This window comes from Serratia sp. CY44782 (assembly GCF_052168715.1).
In the GTDB taxonomy this organism is placed as follows: domain Bacteria; phylum Pseudomonadota; class Gammaproteobacteria; order Enterobacterales; family Enterobacteriaceae; genus Serratia; species Serratia nevei.
Window position 1 is genome coordinate 186820 of sequence record NZ_JBJNME010000005.1, and the last position, 20875, is coordinate 207694.

A 20875-nucleotide genomic window follows, 5' to 3' on the forward strand; every position below is an offset into this window, starting at 1 on the left:
TGAAATAAAGTTTTAAAAAAGACGTTTAAACCTTATTCCGCGCTTAGCGCGCGGAATTTACAGCGTTTTATAGTCCGGCCAGCGCCTCGAAACCGGCGGCGGTGGTGGTGGCGCTAAAGTCGGTGACCTCGTAGTGAGCCACGGCGTTGAAGGGATCTTCGGCCAGGATGGCGTCCAGCCGCGCACGGTCAATGCCCTTGGCCAGGATCACGCCGCCGGTGCGGGGATTTTTGCGGCCGGAGGCGACGAAGGTGCCGTCCTGAAAATATTTCTTAAGCCAGGCGATGTGCCCGTCAAGGTGGCTGTCGACTTCGGCGATCGGGCGATGGTAGGTCAGGCTGACAATGTACATAGCGGCTCCAGGTTGGCGAAAGGCTTTACCATCCCACCCTCGCCGTCGATTCTCAAGAGGCGCGCAATAAAAAACCCGCCGGTGGCGGGTTTGCTTTATCAGTAGAGCGAAGGCTCGCCTTCCGGGCGGGTCTTGAAGCGACGATGCAGCCACATATATTGGTCAGGCGCCATCAGGATCTCTTTTTCCACCACTTTATTCATAAAGGCGGCGGCCTCGATTTCGTTATCCAGCGGGAAGTTTTCCACCGCCGGTTGCATGATCAGCTCATACCCTTTGCCGTCCGGCAGGCGGCGCGGGGTGAACGGAATGATCGCCGGTTTGCCCATCCGCACCAGCACGTAGCTGCCGGTAGTGGTAGCGGCTTTGTCGACCGCGAACAGCGGCACGAAAACGCTGCTGCGCGGGCCGTAGTCGTGATCCGGCGCATACCAGATGATATCGCCCTGTTTCAGGGCGCGAATCATGCCTTTGACGTCCTTGCGATCCAGCATCGACTTGTTGGAGCGCATGCGTCCCCAGGTTTGCAGCCAGTCCATCAGCTTGTTGTCGTGCGGGCGGTAAACGCCGATGCCCGGATTGTGAATGCCGAAGATGCGCGCGCCCAGCTCCAGCGTCAGAAAGTGCAGGCCAATCAGCAGCACGCCCTGATGGTTGTCACGCGCTTTTTGGATGTGCTCCAGGCCGCTGACCTTGAACCAGCGCTCAATGCGCCAGTTAGGCCAAAACCACGCCATGCCGGTTTCAAACAGCCCCATGCCGACCGATTCGAAATTCTTTACCACCAGCGCATCGCGTTCGGCCTGCGGCATGTCGGGAAAACAGAGCTCGAGGTTGCGTTGGGCGATAGCGACGCGGCGCTTGAGAAAGCGCATGGCAAACCGCCCGATCGAGGTGCCGAGCCAGTAGATGACGGGGTAAGGCAGCAACACCAGCAGATACAGCAAGCCGATGCCGACCCAGGTCAGCCAATAGCGTGGGTGCAATAAGGAGCGATTGAAAGTAGGAACTTGAGTCATGGGTTCTCTGTTTGAATACGGTTGTTTAAGTGTAATGACAGAGTCATAGCATGGTCTGGCGGCCGGGTGAGTTCGGCCGCAAGGTTCGTTTCTGCCGTTTGTTTGCGACTATTGTGGCATTTTTCTCGTGCTCCGGGAAAACACAACGCATTAAAATCCCCTTTTCGGCGTTAAATATGCATCAGGTGCCGGATTTTTCCACAATATTTCCCGCTAAAGGCCAACGGCAATATCATGGCCGGGCATTATTCAGGAGCAACCGTGTAGGCATGATGGCGGGGCTGCGCGGCGGCGGTTTTTCGGGTATGATGTGCGCCGCGCGCGGGCCGGCAGGCTGCGCGCGATAATCAGTCACCTCCCGAAAGACAGGAAAGTACACCATGCCAGTGTTACATAACCGAATTTCTAACGAGGAACTGAAGGCGCGCATGCTGGCGGAAACCGAGCCTCGCACCACAGTTTCTTTTTACAAATACTTCTCCATCGACGATCCCAAAGCGTTTCGCGACAGCCTGTACGTTCAGTTCGAAAAACTGAAGGTGTTCGGCCGCATCTACGTGGCGAAAGAGGGCATCAACGCGCAGATCAGCGTGCCACAGCATAATTTCGACGCGTTCAAAGCCGCGCTGTTCGCCTCGCACCCGGCGCTGGATCAGGTGCGCCTGAACATCGCGCTGGAAGACGACGGCAAATCCTTTTGGGTGTTGCGCCTCAAGGTGCGCGAGCGTATCGTGGCCGACGGCATCGATGACGAGAGCTTTGACCCAAGCAACGTCGGCGAGTATCTGCAGGCCGATCGCGTCAATCAGATGATCGACGATCCGAATACGGTGTTCGTCGATATGCGCAACCACTATGAGTACGAAGTCGGTCACTTCGAAAACGCCATCGAGGTGCCGTCGGATACCTTCCGCGATCAGCTGCCGATGGCGGTGGAGATGCTGCAGGACAGCAAAGACAAAAACATCGTCATGTACTGCACCGGCGGCATTCGCTGTGAAAAAGCCAGCGCCTATATGCTGCACAACGGCTTTAAAAACATCTACCACGTGGAAGGCGGGATTATCGAGTACACCCGCAAAGCGAAAGAGCAGGGGTTGCCGCTGAAGTTTATCGGCAAAAACTTCGTGTTCGATGAGCGCATGGGCGAGCGCATCTCCGACGATGTGATCGCCAACTGCCACCAGTGCGGTGCGCCGTGCGACACCCACACCAACTGCAAGAACGACGGCTGCCATCTGCTGTTCATTCAGTGCCCGAGCTGCGCCGCCAAGTTTGAAGGGTGCTGCAGCGAGATTTGCCGCGAAGAGCTGAAGCTGCCGCGCGAAGAGCAGCGCGCGCGCCGTGCCGGCCGTGAAAACGGCGTCAAGATCTTCAATAAGTCGAAAGGCTTGTTGCAGACTACGATGCACATTCCGGCACCGGAAGAAGAAGGCCCAGCCCGCTGAGCCTGAGGAAATGAGAAGCCCGGCCGCCAAGCCGGGCTTTTTTTTATTTCTCGCGCACGCCTTCTACGGAGATGATCAGCTCAACGTCTTGCGACGCCGGGCCCAGATCGGTGGTGATGCCGAAGTCTTTCAGCTTGATCTTGCCGTTGGCTTCAAAGCCGGCGCGGTAGCCGCCCCACGGATCGTTGCCCTGGCCAATCAGTTTGGCGTCCAGCGTGACCGGCTTGGTCACGCCGTTCAACGTCAGGTTACCGACCACCGCATAACCGTCGCCGCTTTTCTTCACTTCGGTGGATTCAAACTTGGCCTGCTTGTTCTTCTCTACGTTGAGGAACTCGGCGCTGCGCAGGTGCTTGTCGCGTTCGGCGTGGTTGGTGTCGACGCTGGCGGTATTGATGGTCACGTTGACCTTGTCCTTGGACGGATCTTTTTCGTCGAAGGTGAAGCCGCCGTCGAAGTCTTTAAAGCTGCCGTACAGCCAGCTGTAGCCCAGGTGCTGGATGCGGAATTCGATAAAGGCGTGCTGGCCCTGTTTGTCGATCTTGTAGTCCGCCGCCAGTGCGGAACCGGCGCTCAGCAGCAGGGCGCCTGCGGTCAGGCCCAATACGGTCTTTTTCAACATAGCAATCTCCATAAGTCCAAAGGTTAATCGGCGCTGCTACCCAGCATCCGTTTCAAAGTGACATCACGATCGATAAAGTGATGTTTAAGCGCGGCCAGCCCGTGCAGTACCGAGAGCACTACCACGGCCCAGGCCAGGTAAAGGTGAATGGCGCCGGCGGTATCGGCTTGCTCCGCCATCCCGGTCACGGTGGCGGGCACGTCGAACCAGCCGAATACGCTGATCGGTTGGCCGTCGGCGGTCGAGATCAGATAGCCGCTGATCAGAATGCCGAACAACACGGCGTACAACGCCAGATGCGCGAGAATGGCGCTGACGCGAGTGAGGCGACCATAGCTGGCCAGAGGCTTGGGCGGCGGCGAGACAAAGCGCCAGATCACGCGGATCACCATGACGATGAACAGCAGCGCGCCGATGCTTTTGTGGATCTCCGGCGCCTGGTGGTACCAGACGTCGTAATAGCCCAGCGTAACCATCCACAGACCAAGTGCGAACATGCCGTACACCGTCAGCGCCACCAGCCAGTGGATCAACACTGACACATGGCCGAAACGATCGGCGGTATTTTTCCAGAGCATCCTGTTTCCTTCGATTACCGATTGGCTGGCTGCAATAATTAAACTTTAGGAAACATAAAATCAATAATAAATTTAACTATGTTACTTCTTAGAAATATTAGTCAGTGAATTTGTTTGAGATGTTCGGAGTTCATCAGATAAATCGTTGAAGATGATATTATTTCTTTCACGTAACGATTATGCTAGTTGTTGAAAATTAGGCTTATTATCTATTAATGTCAGCTTTTGTCATTTTACGTAAACCGTCCATAAATTGCTCGGTGGGATTATTTGTTGGCAAAGGTTATGCCTATTTCTCGCGGCGAAGAGCAGGGCGGAAAGATTAATTTTTTCGAACGGTTACGCGAAATCCTCTGCGGCATAACGGCGGACTTTGCTACCATTAGCGTCAAACATCGGCTCTTGATGGCCGGCTAACCCAGTGAAATAACAAGGAAACGTCATGGGCCGAACCCGTGTAACCGACAACAGCCTGCGTTTGGCCGTCCTGCTGGCGATGTTGGTGATCATTCTGGCTGGGGTGAAAGCCGCCGCCGACATCGTGGTGCCGTTTCTACTGGCGGTGTTCCTCGCCATGGTGCTGAACCCGCTGGTGGCGATGCTGGAACGCAGACGGGTGCCGCGTATCCTTGGGGTGACGCTGCTGGTGACGGCGGTGATTGTGGTCGTGATGCTGTTCATCGGCATGCTGGGCGCTTCGCTGAACGAGTTCGCCCGTTCGCTGCCGCAGTACCGCGGCATGATGATCGAGAAACTGCGCGAGCTGCAGTATTACGCCGATCGCTTCAATATCAGCCTCTCCAGCGAAGCGATGCTGCAATATGTCGATCCCAGCGCGGCGATGAATCTGGTTACCCGCATGCTGGGGCACCTGTCTGGCGCCATGACCAACGTCTTCCTGCTGCTGATGACCGTGGTGTTTATGCTGTTCGAAGTGCAGCTGCTGCCTTATAAGCTGCAGCAGGCGCTGGATAAGCCGAATGAAGGCCTCGCCGCGATGCGACGGGCGCTGGACGGCGTGACGCGTTATCTGGTGATTAAAACCATCATCAGCCTGGCTACCGGGGTGATCGTCTGGATCTTCCTGGCGGCGGTCGGCGTACGCTTCGCCTTTATCTGGGGGCTGCTGGCATTTCTGCTCAACTATATTCCCAATATCGGCTCGGTATTGGCCGCCATTCCGCCGCTGATTCAGGCGCTGCTGTTCAACGGATTGGGTGATGCGCTGGTGGTGGCGGGCGGTTTTATCGCAATCAACATGGTGATCGGCAATATCCTCGAACCGCGGGTGATGGGGCGTGGGCTGGGGTTGTCGACGCTGGTGGTGTTCCTGTCGCTGATCTTTTGGGGCTGGCTACTCGGCCCGGTCGGCATGCTGCTGTCGGTGCCGCTGACAATTGTGGCGCGCATCGCGCTGGAAACCACCGAGGGCGGCTATCGGCTGGCGGTTATCCTGGGCGACGGCCGCCCGCCACGTCAGCCTCCGGCGCCGCCGGAGTGAGGAAGATCTTGCCGTTCACACCGGGCTGCACAGCGTGTTGCAGCGCCGCTGCGTACTGATATAAAGGGTAAATCGCGGCGGGTTGGCGCAATGCCAGCTGGCCGCGCCGCAGCAGCTGGAATAGCTGATAAAATGCCGTTTGCCACTGCGCCGGTGCCGCCTGCGCATTCCATTTACGCAGGTGGAACAGCGAAGCGCGCAGCTTCAATTCGTCCACCACGCGCCGCCAGTCCACCTGGCGCCCACCCAGCAGGCCCAGCGCCACAAAGTCGCCGCCGGTGCGAACTGCCCGCGCCAGCTGCAATCCGTCTTCTCCGCCGATGCAGTCGATAGCGGCGCGGGCGCCAAAGTGGGTCATTTGCGCCAGCTGCGGCGCCTCAATAACGCGCCAGGCACCGGCGGCCAGCAGCGCCGGGCGATGAGTGAGGTTGCGCACCACCACCGCCAGACGAATGCCACGCAGCGCCGTCATCTGTGCCAGCAGCAGGCTAACGGCGGAGCCGCCGCCGTTGAGCAGCAGCACGTCACCGGCGTTGAGTGGCAGCCATTGCGTCAGCAGCACCCAGCAGGTGAGCGGGTTGATATAGATTTGCGCCGCGCTGGCGTCGTCGATGTCGTCCGGTACCCAGACCACCCGTTCTTCAGGCAGCGTGACGAAGGTTTGCCAGCTGCCGTCACCCGCTACCGCCAGCGCGCGTCGGCCGGTCGAGCGTCCGCTTTGCGGATCGACGATGACGCCTACGCCTTCATAGCCAGGCACCTGCGGCAGGGCGATGCGGTGCGCGTATTGGCCGTGAATCGGGATCAGGTCGGAAGGGTTGATCGGGGCATAGCGCATCTGCAGCAGCAACCGGCCGGGGCGCAGCGGCGGCCTGCTCGTCTGCTGCAGCGCCAGCACCTGGGCGGGATCACCGAAGCGGCTGAAGCTCAGTCGGGGAAATGACGACGGCATGGGTTACATCACGAAGAAAAAATAGACATCCAGCACCAGCAGCACCAGCCACAGACAAAGATACAGCACCAGGTGCTCACGCACGTTGTTGACGATAGCCGCCAGTATTCGGTTTAACATTTCAGCCGCCTGAAGAAAGAGACCTTTGATTATAGTCCTTTTCTCGGCACCTTTTATAGCGGGGCGCGCGCTAGCGCTGGAAGAGTGGCGATAAAAAAGCCTGCGTTATCGCAGGCTTGATGTTACACCGCCAGCAGCGCCAGCGGCGTCGAATTCGTTGGTGCGCTGGGCGGGTAGAAATAACGCAGCACGTTATACAGCGAGTAGAACTCCAGCCGGTTGCGCGCGTTGATCTTCTCCGTGATATGGCGCTTGTGCACATACACCGTATGCGAGCTGATCTGCAGCTTTTTCGCGATGCGGTAGTTGGGCATTTCCGCCATCCAATATTTCATCACCGTCAGTTCCTGCGGGCTGAACAGGGAACGCTCTTCGCCGTCATCGGCCAGCGCCAGCGGATTTTCGCGCAGTGTGCGCAAGGTGAGCGGCAGAATGCTTTTATTGAACAGGAACGCGTTATCGGCGATGCGCATTGGCGTTTCGCTGTAGGGGTAAGGCGTATCGAGATAGATAAACAGCAATGCAGACTGGCTGGCTTCCATAAACGCCAGCAGCTGTGCGTCCGCTTCGTTATAGCGGCACTGGTTGCTGAGGTTCACCAGAATGTGGCTCGGCTGAAAGCTGGCCAACAGCGGCGTAGCGTACTCAATGCTGTGGCAGCACTTGATCGTCGTAATCCCACTATCAGCAAAGTAGCTGGCTATACCGACCCGGGTGAAGCAGCATTCGTCCACGACAAGTAGTTTCATGGTGACGTCCTTGTTGAAAGCCGATGGAGCATATCTTCTGTAAAATAGGACTTACACTGCAAGTGTTCAATTCGGAAATTCAAATGCTGAATGCAAGAAATTTCCGTTATCAGAATTTTTACTTGGTATTTAAAAGAGTTAGCAGGTTAATAAATTGTAACTGCCAAATTTTGCTGTCCAGGGCACGACGTCAACCTGGACAGAGAAATCCTTCGCTTAGCTAAATCGTTTCAGACCAAAGCTGGAGACGTCGACCGGTGGCGCTTTGCCCTGCGCGAACAGGGCGGCAATCTCACCCAGCGCGCTGGCGAACTTGAAGCCGTGGCCGCTCAATCCGCTGATGACCATCAGGCGATCGCACTCCGGCAGGGTATCGATAATAAAGTCTTCGTCGGGGCTCATGTCATAACTGCAGGCTTCGCCGTGTAAACATACGCCTACACCCGGCAAAAACTGCCGCAGGAAGGAGAAAACTTCGGTGCCGTCGCTGGCGTAGCTACCGAAGGGTTTGCGCTGCTCGGGGGCGTCCATCGGCTGCCCGCCGTCGTGTTTACCCACTTTCAGGCCGTCGTTATCCGCCGGGAAGCCGTAATAGTGCGTGCCGTCCTGCGCTTCGACGGTAAAGGCCGGGAAGCAGTTGTTCACGCTGTAGCGGCCGTCCGCCTGATGCCAGGAGAATACCTTGCGCAATGGCGCGATCGGCAGCTGCGGCAACAGCGCTTTCACCCAGGTGCCGGCGGTGACCACGGCTTTTCGCGCGGTGAAACGCCCTTCGCCGGTGACGACTGCAACGCCGTCATCGATAGGTTCCACCGCGCTGACCGGGCAGTTGAACAGTTGGCTGCAGCCGGCCTCTTTCGCCAGCTTGATCAGGCTGGCCACCGCTAGTTCGGAACGCAGGAAGCCGGCGTCCGGCTCGAAAACGCCGACGTAACCGTCTGGCGCGCGGAATTCCGGCCAGCGTTGAGCGATCTGTTCGGCACTGAGGGTTTGTGCGTTCAGGCGGAATTTCTGCGCGCTCTGCTGAGCATTGCGAATGAATTCGGAGTGCTGCGGCCCCAAATTGAGCACGCCGCACGACTGGAACAGTTCCTCGCCGGATTGTCGAATCAGCGCATTCCACAACGCCTGTGCGCGCAGCACCAGCGGCACGTACTTTTCGCCTTCGCCGTAAGCGTGGCGGATGATGCGGGTATCGCCGTGATGGCTGCCGTTGCGGTGCGGGGGAATGGCGCTGTCGATCATCAGCACTTTCAAGCCGGCCAGGGTAGCGTAATACCCTGCCGCCGCGCCGACTGAACCGCTGCCCACCACAATCAAATCATATTCCACGTGCCCACCCTCTCTGATAGCGATTTCTTATCGCCCCATGATAAAAGGTTGCCGAGCGCAATGCACTGATTGAACGGCGAAAGGCAAAGAAAAAGGCGCCGGGAATGGGGCGCGGCGCCTCAGGGGTTAGGGGACGATGAATCAATGTTTTCTGCGATCAAGATCCTGGTAATCCGTAGCTTCAATCTTGGCGATGCCGGCCTCTAAGATATTGATTAATTGACGGGCGACATCTGTGGTCAGCCAAAGCGTTCTGTCTACTTGGGCTTCTTCTGGCGTTTGGTCTAGTGAAGACAGGTAATGAAGGCGTATCATCATGGCGTCGTAAACGTCGACAGTACTGATATCCCAACCGACAAGCGGGTGCGTCTGAATTACTTCATCATTTCTGTCCATAAAGACCCCTTATTGAGTAGTAACTACCGTGAGTGACTAACGAGGATCAATGCGGCTCATCATCATGAGAGCAATTACAGTATACGCATCCGCTTTCATCGGTGGAGGGTGTTGTCACCGAAATTTGCAAAATAAATATTTATTTGAACAATTATTCTACAAACCGGTATGCGAATTTTTGGATGAATAAAGCGCAGGGCATTATTCCGCGCCGGTTGGCGGCGGTGAACCGTGCAGGCATTTTTCCAGCTCTTCGGCCAAATGGGCGAAATGTTTCTGCGTTTCGGCGTCGCGGTTCTGGCTGTGCGACTCCAGCTTCAGGCTGTGGATCAGCAGTTGGTTGGCTTTGTCATCCAGGCTGAAGGCCAGATAAGAGAAAGCCACTTCCAATACGTTCAAGCGCCTTTTCTGATCGGCAATCAGCGCCAGCAGTTCACCAAACGTCATCGCGTCTTCGGATTTCACCTTGTCCGGGGCCATGCTTACTCCTTTGCGTTAAATACAGCGCTGAGGCGGATTTTGTTCCAAAGTAAGGGTAAGCGATGAATGGGCAGGGCGCCAGAAACAAAAAAGCCGGAGAGCGACCCCCGGCAAAAACAGCATTGCAGTGTTATTCTGCGCTGAACCACTCGTCCGCGCTTTCCCAGGTTTCCTGAAGGATTTCCTCGATCAGATCCCGGTCGGTTTTGGCGCCTCCCAGCACGGAGAGGCCGTTGGCGCCGGCATAACGTACTTGCACGACGGCGTCTGGAAACTGGCGATTGACCCGCTTGCCCAGTTCGCCGGTCAGCGCCTCAATGGCACCCGCCGGCAGCGGCCGGGTTTTATCTATAGTGACTTCAACACGCATAATTGCCCCCGAAGCGATTTACTGTTTATTTATACAGCTAACCGGGTGCGGGGGCAAGAGGGCGAAGCAAAAATATCAGTCTTTCAGCGACCAGTTCAGGGTTTCACCGGCCAGGAAGGGGATCACGGATTCATTGCCCAGGGCGATCTCTTCCGGTTGGGTGGTCGGCACGCGCTGCAGCTCGATGAAGTCTTCGTTGAGCGGCAGACCATAGAAGCGTGGGCCGTTGAGCGAGCAGAAGGCTTCAAAGTGCTCCAACGCGCCGAGTTGTTCGAACACGGCAGCGTAAGCCGGGATGGCATTCGGCGCGTTGAAGCAGCCGGCGCAGCCACAGCTGGATTCTTTGCGGTGCTTGAGATGCGGCGCGGAGTCGGTGCCGAGGAAGAAACGATCCGAACCGCTGGCGACCGCCTGACGCAGCGCTTCCTGGTGGACATTGCGCTTGAGGATCGGCAGGCAGAACAGGTGTGGGCGAATGCCGCCCACCAGCATGTGGTTGCGGTTGAACATCAGGTGCTGTGGCGTGATGGTGGCGCCGAGGAAACGATTGCCTGCCTGCACATATTGCGCCGCTTCTTTGGTGGTGATGTGCTCGAAAACGATCTTCAACTCCGGGAACTGGCGGCGGATAGGTTCCATGACCTGTTCGATAAAGCGCGCCTCGCGGTCGAAAATATCGACGGCAGGATCGGTCACTTCGCCGTGGATCAGCAGCGGCATGCCGATTTTTTGCATTTGCTCGAACAGCGGGTAAATGCCGGCCACGTCGCTGACGCCGTGGCTGGAGTTGGTCGTAGCGTTGGCCGGATACAGCTTGGCGGCGGTAAACACCCCTTGCTCGAAGCCGTTGACCAGTTCACTGGCCGCCAGGGAGTTGGTGAGGTAGCAGGTCATCAGCGGAGTGAAGTTGTGGCCCTGCGGGACCGCCGCCAGAATGCGATCGCGGTAGGCGCGCGCGGCGGCCACGGTCGTTACGGGGGGAACCAGGTTCGGCATCACGATCGCCCGGCCAAATACCTGGCTGGTATAGGGCACCACCGTTTTCAGCATCTCGTCATCACGCAGGTGGATATGCCAGTCGTCTGGGCGGCGGATTTTCAGAACTTGAGGTTGTGCGGTCATCTAGCTAGGCTCCGGCGGTCAAATACGTCTAATGAAAAGCGAATAATGGGTTTATTCACGCCGGGGTGTAAGGATAAGCGGAAAGTGCCTGAGATGCATCTGTTTGTTGGCGACAAGTTGAAATCAATAGGGCGGCGGGCGCATAGTGGCAGAGATTTCAACGATGCCGACGCCAATACCGTCGACCTTCATCAAGTGGAAAGGGAGAAAGCAATGGAAGTACGCGTTATCGCCACCCTGCAAGCGAAAGCGGGATTTGAAGCCGCCGTCAGCGAAGCGGTGCACGATATTATCGAGCCGAGCCGCCAGGAGTTGGGCAACCTGCAGTATGATTTACATCGCGATCTGGAAAAGCCGGGCGTCTTCGTGTTCTTTGAGCGTTGGGCCAGCAGCGAAGCGCTGGATAAGCATAATGAGACGGCGCATTTTCAGCAGTTCGTCAGCCGGCTTGACGGCAAGTTGGACGTTTTGGACATCAAGAAACTGAAAAAGATAGCCTGAGCCTTTTTACAGGCAAGAAAAAACCCGCCGATGGCGGGTTTTTTTAGGGTTGCAGATTAACTCATTCGTTAACCGGCTGTGGCTTGGTGGCCGGCGCAGTCGCCTGGCTCACCGCCGAATGGCCGCCTGCCGAGCCTTTGCCTTCAAAGTTGAAGGAAGGGCGCTGCCAGTCGCTGTGCTTGCGTTCTTCCGGCACGTAGGCCGGCGCAGGCGCTTTGGTCATCGGCGCAGTGGCGATGTGTTTGTACAGCACGTCCTGCACGGCTTTCACCGGTGCCGGCTGCTGAGCAACCACAGGCGCAGGTTCCGCGGCGATTGGCGCTGGGGCTTTTTCGACCGGAGCGGCTTCTACGGCGGCTGGCGCAGGTGCGGCTTCTGCCACTGGCGTTTCTTCCGCTGGCGTGGCTTCTACCGGTGCAGTTTCGACCACAGGCTCTTCTTCCACCACAGGCTCTGCCGCAACGGTGTCAGCTACCGGCTCGGCTTCCACTGCCGGGACAGTCTCTTCCGCTTTCGGCTCTTCAACTGCAGCAGGTGCCGGTGCGGCTTCCACCGGTGCCGGGGTTTCCTCGGCTGGGGCGGTAACGACAGGCGCTACGGCTGCAGCTTCTTCCGTTACGGTGACGGCTGCAGTTTCAACGGCGGTTTCTGGTGCCGGCTCGTTGACGCTGGCCGCAGCCTGAGTTTCCTCCACGGTAACGCTGTGCTGTTCAACCGCTGCGGCGACAACCGGTGCCGCTGCCTGTTCTACGACTTCGGCCTGCACTTCGGTTTCTTCAACCTGAGCAACCGGGTAGCTGACCCAGACTTTGCCCGACGCCATTTCCGGCGAAGCGAACGCGCCCGCCAGCGGCATTGGGGACTGCAGCGGGTAACGCTCATCGCGGTAACGACGGCGACGCTGGCCGCTTACGCGCAGGTGACGCGGTGAACGACGGGAACGACGCGGCATACCTTCGCCGTTGCCGCGGTTTTCGCCCTGGGCATCGTCTTCCGGCTGAGCGGCAACGGTTTCCGGCAGCAGCTTGACGCTGTCGTCGGCGGTCGGCTGCGCGTCGGCGGCTTTCGCTTCCGGTGCTTTCGGCGCCAGCAACTCTTCCGCTGCACGCTGCAGTTCTTCTTCCGCAGACAGGATGCGCACTTTCTGCGACAGAGGGCGGCGCTGACGGCGCTGCATGTTCTGCTGCTGGCGTTCTTCCTGCTCTTCGTCGGTGCTCTCGACCGCTTCAACGCTTTCCAGCGCTTTCACTTCCTGCTGAGCCTGGCGCTTCTCTTCCTGACGACGACGCTGGCGTTCAGCACGTTGCTCACGACGCTGCTGCTGATCTTCGCGCGGCGCCTTGGCGCTTTCTTCCGCGGCGGTTTCCTCTGCGACCGGCGCGTTTTGCTGCTGGTTGCGGCGGTTACGGCGCTGCTCATCGCGGGATTCACGCGATTCACGGCCTTCACGATTCTCACGCGGTTCACGGTTGTCGCGCTCGCGATTGTCACGGCCTTCACCGCGCTCTTTACGCTCGCCGCGTTCCGGACGATCGCCACGCTCACCGCGCTCTTTACGGCCGGTGCCTTGACGGCGCTGGCCGCGACGATCCTGACGACGGTTTTCACCGTTGCCTTCCGCCTTCGGCGTTTCGGCCGGTTTGGCTTCTTCGACGGCAGGTTGTTCTTCACCGGCGAACAGGCTCTTCAGACCCCCGAACAGGCGGCCCAGGAAGCCCGGCTTGGCGGCGACCGGCGCTGCGGTTTGAGCCTTGGCGGCGGCAGCGGCAGGCTTGGCCACGGCGACAGCTTCTTCAGCCGGCGGCGGCGCATCGGCGGACAGGGAGAAGGAAGCCAGGGCCGGTTGCTCCGGACGCTTGCGTTCCATCGGCGCATCTTCCAGCGGGCGCTCCATGTCTTCTTCATGCAGCTTCGGCAGCAGGTAGCTCAGGGTAGAGGTTTCCTCACCTTTACGCACGCGCAGCACCGAGTAGTGCGGGGTTTGCATCTGATCGTTCGGCACGATGACGGCTTTCACGCCGCCCTGGCGTTTTTCGATCGCGCTGACGGATTCGCGCTTTTCGTTCAGCAGGTACGAAGCGACCTGAACCGGCACGATAGCGTGAACTTCTTTGGTGTTTTCCTTCAGCGCTTCTTCTTCGATCAGACGCAGGATGGACAGCGCCAGCGATTCGTTGTCGCGGATGGTGCCGGTGCCGTTACAGCGTGGGCACACGTGGTGGCTGGACTCGCCCAGCGACGGGCTGAGGCGCTGACGGGACATTTCCAGCAGGCCGAAACGGGAAATGCGGCCGATCTGGATGCGCGCACGGTCCTGGCGCACGGCGTCGCGCAGGCGGTTTTCCACTTCGCGCTGGTGGCGAACCGGCGTCATGTCGATGAAGTCGATGACGATCAGGCCGCCAAGGTCACGCAGGCGCAGCTGGCGAGCGATCTCGTCCGCCGCTTCCAGGTTGGTGTTGAACGCCGTCTCTTCGATGTCGCCGCCGCGGGTTGCGCGGGCGGAGTTGATGTCGATGGCGGTCAGCGCTTCGGTGCTGTCGATGACGATCGAGCCGCCGGACGGCAGGCGCACTTCGCGCTGGAAGGCGGATTCGATCTGTGATTCGATCTGGTAGTGGCTGAACAGAGGGATTTCACCGCTGTACAGTTTAATTTTGCTGCTGAAATCCGGGCGGCCCAGCGCAGCGATGTGCTCTTTGGCCAGATCGAGAATTTTCGGGTTGTCGATCAGGATTTCGCCGATGTCCGGGCGCAGGTAATCGCGGAAGGCACGCACGATAACGTTGCTTTCCTGGTGGATCAGGAACGGCGCAGGGCGGCCTTCGGCGGCTTTTTTAATCGCTTCCCAGTGCTTGAGGCGGAAGGAGAGATCCCACTGCAGCGCGTCGGCGGATTTGCCTACGCCCGCGGTGCGAACGATCAGGCCCATGCCGTCCGGCAGTTGCAACGAGGAGAGCGCTTCTTTCAGCTCGGTGCGATCGTCGCCCTCGATGCGGCGAGAAATACCACCGGCACGCGGGTTGTTCGGCATCAGCACCAGATAGCTGCCCGCCAGGCTGATGAAAGTGGTCAAGGCGGCGCCTTTGTTGCCACGTTCTTCTTTGTCTACCTGAACGATGACTTCCTGGCCTTCGCGCAGCACATCTTTGATGTTTGGGCGGCCATGGGAAGAGTAATTGCTAGGGAAGTATTCGCGGGCGATTTCTTTAAGGGGGAGGAAACCATGTCGTTCTGCGCCGTAGTCCACGAACGCTGCTTCAAGACTTGGTTCAATGCGGGTGATTTTGCCTTTGTAAATATTCGCTTTTTTCTGCTCATGACCCGGACTTTCAATATCCAAATCATACAGCCGCTGTCCATCTACGAGGGCAACACGCAACTCTTCCTGCTGAGTTGCGTTAATCAACATTCTTTTCATCTTAACTTACTCGTTATTTTTACATTATCGACAAAGCTGCGGGCAAAATAACCTCATGGCCGGAGTTAAACCGAAAGCCCCGTGTCTTCTCGCAAAGCCGTCAACCTCACGGTTGTCGCCTGCATAGGGGCGCATTATCTCGGTAAGCCTGCTTTTCTTTGTGAAAGGCAGCACTTTTACTAGGGGAATAGCCTCTGATTTACGTCGACAGATCTGATTCCATTTGCCGGCCAAGCTGCAACCCGCAGCCCGCTAATTGTTTGATTTCGCATTACGTCTTACGCCATTGCTGCGTTTTTGCGCGATCAGACAAATTTTATAATTCCACCGTTTTCCCTGTTTAACGAGAATCAACGCGGAAAGTGACTGCATTATTCCACTGCTGATGCCGTTATAGCAAGGTGACTTTTCCTTAACTGCGGAAGAAATCGCAAACGTTCAAATCGGCTTGCTGCCTTATTGTCCGCTGGGGTTTCGCCCGCCGTCAGAGAGACAGTTAAGCACAGAAAAAGATGTGGCGCTATTCACGCGCTCTATTTAGAATCCCGCACCATGAAAACGAACAATCCAGCAGTACAATTCATCACGATTTCCGACGACGAAGCCGGTCAGAGAATCGACAACTTTCTGCTCGCTCGCCTGAAAGGCGTGCCGAAGAGCATGATTTATCGCATCGTGCGTAAGGGCGAGGTGCGGGTCAATAAAGGACGCATCAAGGTCGAATACAAATTGGCGGCCGGCGACGTGGTGCGCGTGCCGCCGGTGCGGGTGGCCGAGCGCGAAGAGACGCCGGTGTCGGCCAAGCTGGATAAGGTAGCCGCACTGGCAGACTGCATCCTTTATGAAGACGACCACCTGCTGATCCTCAACAAGCCCTCCGGCACCGCAGTGCATGGCGGCAGCGGCCTGAGCTTCGGCGTGATCGAAGGGCTGCGCGCGCTGCGCCCGGAAGCCCGTTTCCTCGAGCTGGTGCACCGTCTGGATCGCGACACCTCCGGCGTGCTGCTGGTGGCCAAGAAGCGCTCCGCGCTGCGCTCGCTGCACGAACAGCTGCGGCTGAAGGGGATGCAGAAGGATTATCTGGCGCTGGTGCGCGGCCAGTGGCAATCCCACTGCAAGGCCGTACAGGCGCCGCTGCTGAAAAACATTCTGCAAAGCGGTGAGCGCATCGTGCGCGTCAGCAGCGAAGGCAAGCCTTCGGAAACCCGCTTCAAGGTGGAAGAGCGTTACGAATTCGCTACCCTGGTGAAGGCCAGCCCGATCACCGGGCGCACTCACCAGATCCGCGTGCACACGCTGCATGCCGGGCACCCGATCGCCTTTGACGATCGCTATGGCGACCGCGAGTTCGATCGCCAACTGGCGGGTACCGGCCTGAAGCGGCTGTTCCTGCACGCCGCGGCGCTGCGCTTTGAGCATCCCTCCACCGGCGAAACGATGCGCATCGAAGCGCCGATGGACGAAGAGCTGCGCCACTGCCTGCAGGTGCTGCGCCGGCAGGCGGCCAAGTAATCCGCGTCAGACCAGCGGGTTGATGCCCTCAGCCCGCAACATCTCCAACAGCGCGATCAACGGCAGGCCGATCAGGGCGTTCGGGTCCCGGCCTTCCAGCCTGTCGAACAGCGCGATCCCCAATCCTTCACTCTTAAAACTGCCTGCGCAGTTCAGCGGTTGCTCCAGGCGAACATAGGCAGCGATCTCCGTTTCGCTCAGCGCGCGAAAATGCACGTGGAACGGCTCGCACAGGGCCTGCAGCTGCTTGCTACGGCCGTTGTACAGCGCCAGGCCGGTATAAAAAGTCACGGCCTGGCCGCTGGCCTGGCGCAGCTGCGCCCGGGCGTTCTCCTCGGTATGGGGCTTGCCGGTGATGTTGCCATCGATTACGCAGACCTGATCGGAGCCGATGATCAGATGCTCGGGATAGGCGAGGGTCAGCGCCTGAGCCTTCGCCGCCGCAAGGCGCAGCACCAGCGCTTCGGCGGTTTCACCCGGCAGTGGGGTTTCATCCACCTCGGGTGCGGCGCAGTCGAAGGGTAGCTGCAGCTTCTCCAGCAGCATTTTTCGATAGGGGGAGGTGGAGGCTAAAAGCAATCTCTGCATAATTTTTTTCGCAAACCGTAGCGTAAATGGGTACGGCATTTTAAACTGTCGGCCGCTGTGGAAGCGAATATTGGTGAAAGGAGCCGTTTTACGGCCTTTTTCTTTGACTCTATGTCGTTACAAAGTTAATATGCGCGCCCTATGCAAAAGGTAAAATTACCCTTGACCATTGATGCGGTACGTACCGCTCAGAAACGCCTGGACTATGCTGGTGTCTATGCGCCTGAGCAGGTTACTCGTGTTGCCGACTCCGTGGTCAGTGTGGACAGTGATGTCGAGGTGTCGTTGTCGTTCAATATCGACAATCAGCGCCTCGCGGTGATAACAGGGCATGCGGACGTCACGGTAACGTTGATGTGCCAACGCTGTGGAGTCCCGTTCGAACATCAGGTTCACACAACATATTGTTTTAGCCCGGTCGTCAATGATGAGCAGGCTGAGGCATTACCGGAAGCGTACGAACCGATCGAAGTTGACGAGTTTGGCGAAGTCGATCTGTTGGCAATGATTGAAGACGAAATTATTCTTTCACTGCCTGTCGTTCCGGTACATGAATCTGAACACTGTGAAGTGTCCGAAGCGGACATGGTATTCGGCCAACTGCCTCCCGAGGCGGAGAAACCGAATCCGTTTGCCGTATTAGCCAGTTTAAAGCGTAAGTAATTGAGGAGTAAGGTCCATGGCCGTACAACAGAATAAACCAACCCGTTCCAAGCGTGGCATGCGTCGTTCTCACGATGCTCTGACCACGACTACTCTGTCTGTAGACAAAGTATCCGGTGAAACTCACCGTCGTCACCACATCACTGCCGACGGTTTCTACCGCGGTCGCAAGGTTATCGGCTAAGTAGCGATACCTTGACTCGTCTAACCCTGGCGTTAGATGCAATGGGCGGGGACTTCGGTCCCTGCGTCACAGTGCCTGCTTCGTTGCAGGCACTGGCCTCTAATTTACAGCTTCATCTCCTGCTGGTCGGCAATCCCGACGTCATCTCCCCTTTGCTTGCCCATGCCGATCCGGTTCTTCTGGAGCGTCTGCAAGTCGTGCCCGCCGAATCTGTGATCGCCGGCGACGCCAAACCTTCACAAGCGATACGCGCCAGCCGCGGCACGTCGATGCGCATTGCGCTCGAGCAGCTCAGCAGCGGAAATGCGCAGGGCTGCGTCAGCGCCGGCAATACCGGTGCGCTGATGGGATTGGCGAAGCTGTTGGTCAAGCCGCTGGAGGGCATCGAACGCCCGGCGCTGATGACGGCTATCCCGAATCAGCAACGCAGTAAAACCGTGGTGCTGGATCTGGGGGCCAACGTCGAGTGCGACAGTACCATGCTGGTGCAGTTTGCCGTGATGGGTGCGGTGATGGCGGAAGAGGTGATCGGCATTGCGCAACCGCGGGTGGCGCTGCTGAATATTGGCGAAGAAGAGACCAAAGGCCTGGATAATATCCGCGAAGCGGCCGCTGTGCTAAAAAATACTCCGGCAATCAACTATATTGGTTACCTGGAAGGAAACGAACTGCTCACCGGCAAGACCGACGTGTTGGTTTGCGATGGCTTCGTGGGCAACGTCACCCTGAAAACCATGGAAGGGGTGGTCAGGGTATTCTTATCGCTGCTGAAATCGTCCGGCGACGGAAACAAGCAAGCGTGGTGGCTGAAATTGTTGGGCCGTTGGTTGCAAAAACGGGTGGTTAAGCGGTTCGGCCACCTGAACCCCGACCAGTATAATGGCGCATGTCTGTTAGGATTGCGCAGCACCGTAGTCAAGAGCCACGGCGCTGCGAACCCTCACGCGTTTGCAGTCGCAATCGAACAGGCTGTGCAGGCGGTGCAGCGGCAAGTCCCGGAAAGGATTGCTGCGCGCCTTGAGGCTGTATTACCTAAGAGTGACTGATCGTACATGTATACAAAGATTCTCGGTACGGGGAGTTATTTGCCCGTACAAGTGCGCACCAATGCTGATTTGGAAAAAATGGTGGATACCTCTGACGAGTGGATCGTCACGCGTACCGGTATCCGCGAACGTCGCATCGCCGCTGCGGATGAAACCGTTGCGACGATGAGCTTCCAGGCCGCTGAGAAAGCGCTGGAAATGGCAGGTGTGGCTAAAGAAGACATTGGGCTGATCGTCGTGGCGACCACCACGACCACTCACGCGTTCCCGAGCGCGGCGTGCCTGGTGCAGCAAATGCTGGGCATCAAAGACTGCGCGGCGTTCGATCTGGCTGCGGCCTGCGCCGGCTTCACTTACGCGCTCAGCGTGGCCGATCAGTACGTGAAAAACGGCGCGGTCAAACATGCGCTGGTTATCGGCGCGGACGTCTTGTCGCGCACGCTGGATCCTGAAGATCGCGGCACCATCATTCTGTTTGGCGATGGCGCAGGGGCGGTGGTGCTGGGGGCTTCTGAAGCGCCGGGCATTCTGTCTACCCATCTGCATGCCGACGGCAGCTACGGCAACCTGCTGACGCTGCCGTACAAGGATCGTCAGAATCAAGACAAGCCGGCCTATGTCACCATGGCGGGCAACGAAGTCTTCAAGGTTGCGGTTACCGAGCTGGCGCGCATCGTCGACGAGACGTTGCAGGCCAACAACATGGACCGCAGCGAGCTGGATTGGCTGGTACCGCACCAGGCCAACCTGCGCATCATCAGCGCAACGGCGAAAAAACTGGGCATGGGAATGGACAAAGTGGTGGTGACGCTAGATCGTCACGGCAACACCTCTGCCGCCTCGGTGCCTTCCGCACTGGACGAAGCCGTGCGCGACGGGCGGATTCAGCGTGGCCAACTGGTGCTGCTGGAAGCCTTCGGCGGCGGCTTTACCTGGGGCTCGGCGCTGGTTCGTTTCTGATTTGGACAGGAAGAAAAAATGACGCAATTTGCTTTTGTTTTCCCGGGCCAGGGGTCACAGACCGTTGGCATGCTGGCCGAATTGGCCGCACAGTTCCCGATCGTCGAAGAAACCTTCGGCGAGGCCTCTTCCGCCCTGGGTTACGACCTGTGGCAGCTGGTGCAGCAAGGCCCGGCGGAAGAGCTGAACAAAACCTGGCAGACCCAACCGGCTCTGCTGGCCGCCTCGGTGGCGATTTTCCGCGTTTGGCAGCAGCAGGGCGGTAAAGCGCCTGCGCTGATGGCGGGCCACAGCCTGGGCGAATACTCGGCGCTGGTCTGCGCCGGCGTGCTGGACTTCAAGGCGGCGATCCGTCTGGTCGAGCTGCGCGGCAAGCTGATGCAGGAAGCGGTGCCGGAAGGCACCGGCGCGATGTACGCCATCATCGGCCTGGACAACGACGCGATCGCCAAGGCGTGTGAAGAGTCTGCGCAAGGGCAGGTGGTTTCTCCGGTCAACTTCAACTCGCCGGGCCAGGTGGTCATCGCCGGCAACAAAGAAGCGGTTGAGCGCGCAGGCGCCGCCTGCAAAGCCGCCGGCGCCAAACGTGCGCTGCCGCTGCCGGTGAGCGTGCCTTCGCACTGCGCGCTGATGAAGCCGGCCGCCGACAAGCTGGCCGTGGCGCTGCAAGACATCACCTTCAACGCGCCGCAGGTGCCGGTGGTGAACAACGTCGACGTGCGTACCGAAAACGATCCGGAAGCGATCCGCAGCGCGCTGGTGCGTCAGCTGTATAGCCCGGTACGTTGGACCGAGAGCGTAGAATTTATCGCAGCACAGGGAGTGACGTCGCTGCTGGAAGTGGGGCCGGGCAAAGTGCTGACCGGCCTGACTAAACGTATTGTTGACACCCTGACGGCTGCGGCGGTGAACGACACCGCCAGCCTGTCGGCGGCGCTTGAACAATAAAGAGGAAAATG

Annotated in this window: 24 protein-coding genes; 10 read left to right on the forward strand and 14 right to left on the reverse strand. The window is 58.3% G+C overall.

What is annotated here, in order from left to right:
- Positions 1 to 67: 67 nt before the first annotated feature.
- A complete protein-coding gene (locus tag ACJ8HT_RS11190; protein ID WP_123894593.1) occupies positions 68 to 352 on the reverse strand; it encodes a YciI family protein in 285 nt (94 codons plus the stop codon).
- A gap of 98 nt (positions 353 to 450) precedes the next feature.
- Positions 451 to 1371, reverse strand: a complete 921-nt coding sequence (locus ACJ8HT_RS11195; RefSeq protein WP_038875457.1) for a Kdo(2)-lipid IV(A) acyltransferase — start codon at positions 1369 to 1371, stop codon at positions 451 to 453.
- A 50-nt stretch (positions 1372 to 1421) separates the two neighbouring features.
- Between ACJ8HT_RS11195 and ACJ8HT_RS11200 the strand changes: the two genes are divergently transcribed.
- A complete protein-coding gene (locus tag ACJ8HT_RS11200) occupies positions 1422 to 1718 on the forward strand; it encodes a hypothetical protein (RefSeq protein ID WP_197652005.1) in 297 nt (98 codons plus the stop codon).
- A 33-nt stretch (positions 1719 to 1751) separates the two neighbouring features.
- Positions 1752 to 2819 carry an oxygen-dependent tRNA uridine(34) hydroxylase TrhO gene (trhO, locus tag ACJ8HT_RS11205; protein WP_033638032.1) on the forward strand — a complete coding sequence of 356 codons (1068 nt, stop codon included), beginning with the start codon at positions 1752 to 1754 and terminating at the stop codon, positions 2817 to 2819.
- Between the two features lie 43 nt (positions 2820 to 2862).
- Here trhO and ACJ8HT_RS11210 read toward each other — a convergent pair whose 3' ends face one another.
- Both ACJ8HT_RS11210 and ACJ8HT_RS11215 read right to left on the reverse strand, forming a co-directional pair.
- Positions 2863 to 3441, reverse strand: a complete 579-nt coding sequence (locus ACJ8HT_RS11210; RefSeq protein ID WP_016928208.1) for a YceI family protein — start codon at positions 3439 to 3441, stop codon at positions 2863 to 2865.
- 23 nt (positions 3442 to 3464) lie between these two features.
- Complete coding sequence (locus tag ACJ8HT_RS11215) at positions 3465 to 4019, reverse strand: cytochrome b (protein WP_033646456.1); 555 nt, start codon at positions 4017 to 4019, stop codon at positions 3465 to 3467.
- 442 nt (positions 4020 to 4461) lie between these two features.
- Between ACJ8HT_RS11215 and ACJ8HT_RS11220 the strand changes: the two genes are divergently transcribed.
- The gene (locus ACJ8HT_RS11220; protein ID WP_060440213.1) at positions 4462 to 5520 is read left to right on the forward strand and encodes an AI-2E family transporter; all 1059 of its coding nucleotides are present in this window, start codon (positions 4462 to 4464) and stop codon (positions 5518 to 5520) included.
- Here the strand turns inward: ACJ8HT_RS11220 and ACJ8HT_RS11225 are convergent.
- The 8 genes from ACJ8HT_RS11225 to pyrC form a co-directional block, all read right to left on the reverse strand.
- Positions 5468 to 6472: a zinc-dependent alcohol dehydrogenase family protein gene (locus tag ACJ8HT_RS11225; RefSeq protein ID WP_197652004.1), complete on the reverse strand. Its 1005-nt coding sequence runs from the start codon at positions 6470 to 6472 to the stop codon at positions 5468 to 5470. The two genes, ACJ8HT_RS11220 and ACJ8HT_RS11225, sit on opposite strands and share 53 nt — an antisense overlap.
- Positions 6473 to 6475: 3 nt before the next feature.
- The gene (locus ACJ8HT_RS11230; RefSeq protein WP_046686852.1) at positions 6476 to 6592 is read right to left on the reverse strand and encodes a DUF2770 family protein; all 117 of its coding nucleotides are present in this window, start codon (positions 6590 to 6592) and stop codon (positions 6476 to 6478) included.
- 122 nt (positions 6593 to 6714) lie between these two features.
- Complete coding sequence (locus tag ACJ8HT_RS11235; protein ID WP_038875489.1) at positions 6715 to 7341, reverse strand: LuxR C-terminal-related transcriptional regulator; 627 nt, start codon at positions 7339 to 7341, stop codon at positions 6715 to 6717.
- Between the two features lie 216 nt (positions 7342 to 7557).
- Complete coding sequence (gene solA / locus ACJ8HT_RS11240) at positions 7558 to 8673, reverse strand: N-methyl-L-tryptophan oxidase (RefSeq protein ID WP_197652003.1); 1116 nt, start codon at positions 8671 to 8673, stop codon at positions 7558 to 7560.
- A gap of 141 nt (positions 8674 to 8814) precedes the next feature.
- A complete protein-coding gene (gene bssS / locus ACJ8HT_RS11245; protein ID WP_004927812.1) occupies positions 8815 to 9069 on the reverse strand; it encodes a biofilm formation regulator BssS in 255 nt (84 codons plus the stop codon).
- A gap of 201 nt (positions 9070 to 9270) precedes the next feature.
- Entirely contained in the window at positions 9271 to 9549 is a 279-nt protein-coding gene (locus ACJ8HT_RS11250) for a hypothetical protein (protein ID WP_159317894.1), read from the reverse strand.
- Positions 9550 to 9679: 130 nt separating this feature from the next.
- The gene (gene dinI, locus ACJ8HT_RS11255) at positions 9680 to 9919 is read right to left on the reverse strand and encodes a DNA damage-inducible protein I (protein WP_038875499.1); all 240 of its coding nucleotides are present in this window, start codon (positions 9917 to 9919) and stop codon (positions 9680 to 9682) included.
- 75 nt (positions 9920 to 9994) lie between these two features.
- On the reverse strand, positions 9995 to 11041 hold the full coding sequence (pyrC, locus tag ACJ8HT_RS11260; protein ID WP_126180782.1) for a dihydroorotase: 1047 nt from the start codon (positions 11039 to 11041) through the stop codon (positions 9995 to 9997).
- Between the two features lie 213 nt (positions 11042 to 11254).
- On the opposite strand from pyrC, the gene ACJ8HT_RS11265 reads away from it, so the two are divergent.
- The gene (locus tag ACJ8HT_RS11265) at positions 11255 to 11542 is read left to right on the forward strand and encodes a putative quinol monooxygenase (RefSeq protein WP_015377446.1); all 288 of its coding nucleotides are present in this window, start codon (positions 11255 to 11257) and stop codon (positions 11540 to 11542) included.
- Between the two features lie 61 nt (positions 11543 to 11603).
- Here ACJ8HT_RS11265 and rne read toward each other — a convergent pair whose 3' ends face one another.
- Entirely contained in the window at positions 11604 to 14963 is a 3360-nt protein-coding gene (gene rne / locus ACJ8HT_RS11270; RefSeq protein WP_197652002.1) for a ribonuclease E, read from the reverse strand.
- 552 nt (positions 14964 to 15515) lie between these two features.
- Here rne and rluC point away from each other — a divergent pair.
- Positions 15516 to 16475 (forward strand): 23S rRNA pseudouridine(955/2504/2580) synthase RluC, encoded by a 960-nt coding sequence (gene rluC / locus ACJ8HT_RS11275; protein ID WP_038875510.1) that lies wholly within the window; start codon positions 15516 to 15518, stop codon positions 16473 to 16475.
- A 6-nt stretch (positions 16476 to 16481) separates the two neighbouring features.
- Here rluC and ACJ8HT_RS11280 read toward each other — a convergent pair whose 3' ends face one another.
- The gene (locus ACJ8HT_RS11280) at positions 16482 to 17063 is read right to left on the reverse strand and encodes a Maf family protein (protein ID WP_197652001.1); all 582 of its coding nucleotides are present in this window, start codon (positions 17061 to 17063) and stop codon (positions 16482 to 16484) included.
- Between the two features lie 141 nt (positions 17064 to 17204).
- Between ACJ8HT_RS11280 and yceD the strand changes: the two genes are divergently transcribed.
- The 5 genes from yceD to fabD are packed head-to-tail and all read left to right on the forward strand — an operon-like array spanning position 17205 to position 20864.
- Complete coding sequence (yceD, locus tag ACJ8HT_RS11285) at positions 17205 to 17726, forward strand: 23S rRNA accumulation protein YceD (RefSeq protein WP_004927780.1); 522 nt, start codon at positions 17205 to 17207, stop codon at positions 17724 to 17726.
- A 16-nt stretch (positions 17727 to 17742) separates the two neighbouring features.
- A complete protein-coding gene (gene rpmF / locus ACJ8HT_RS11290) occupies positions 17743 to 17910 on the forward strand; it encodes a 50S ribosomal protein L32 (protein ID WP_004927778.1) in 168 nt (55 codons plus the stop codon).
- A gap of 11 nt (positions 17911 to 17921) precedes the next feature.
- Positions 17922 to 18956: a phosphate acyltransferase PlsX gene (gene plsX, locus ACJ8HT_RS11295; protein ID WP_071845251.1), complete on the forward strand. Its 1035-nt coding sequence runs from the start codon at positions 17922 to 17924 to the stop codon at positions 18954 to 18956.
- Between the two features lie 6 nt (positions 18957 to 18962).
- Positions 18963 to 19916, forward strand: coding sequence for a beta-ketoacyl-ACP synthase III (locus ACJ8HT_RS11300; protein WP_025302411.1), 954 nt, complete (start codon positions 18963 to 18965; stop codon positions 19914 to 19916).
- An 18-nt stretch (positions 19917 to 19934) separates the two neighbouring features.
- A complete protein-coding gene (gene fabD, locus ACJ8HT_RS11305) occupies positions 19935 to 20864 on the forward strand; it encodes an ACP S-malonyltransferase (RefSeq protein ID WP_015377451.1) in 930 nt (309 codons plus the stop codon).
- Positions 20865 to 20875 lie beyond the last annotated feature (11 nt).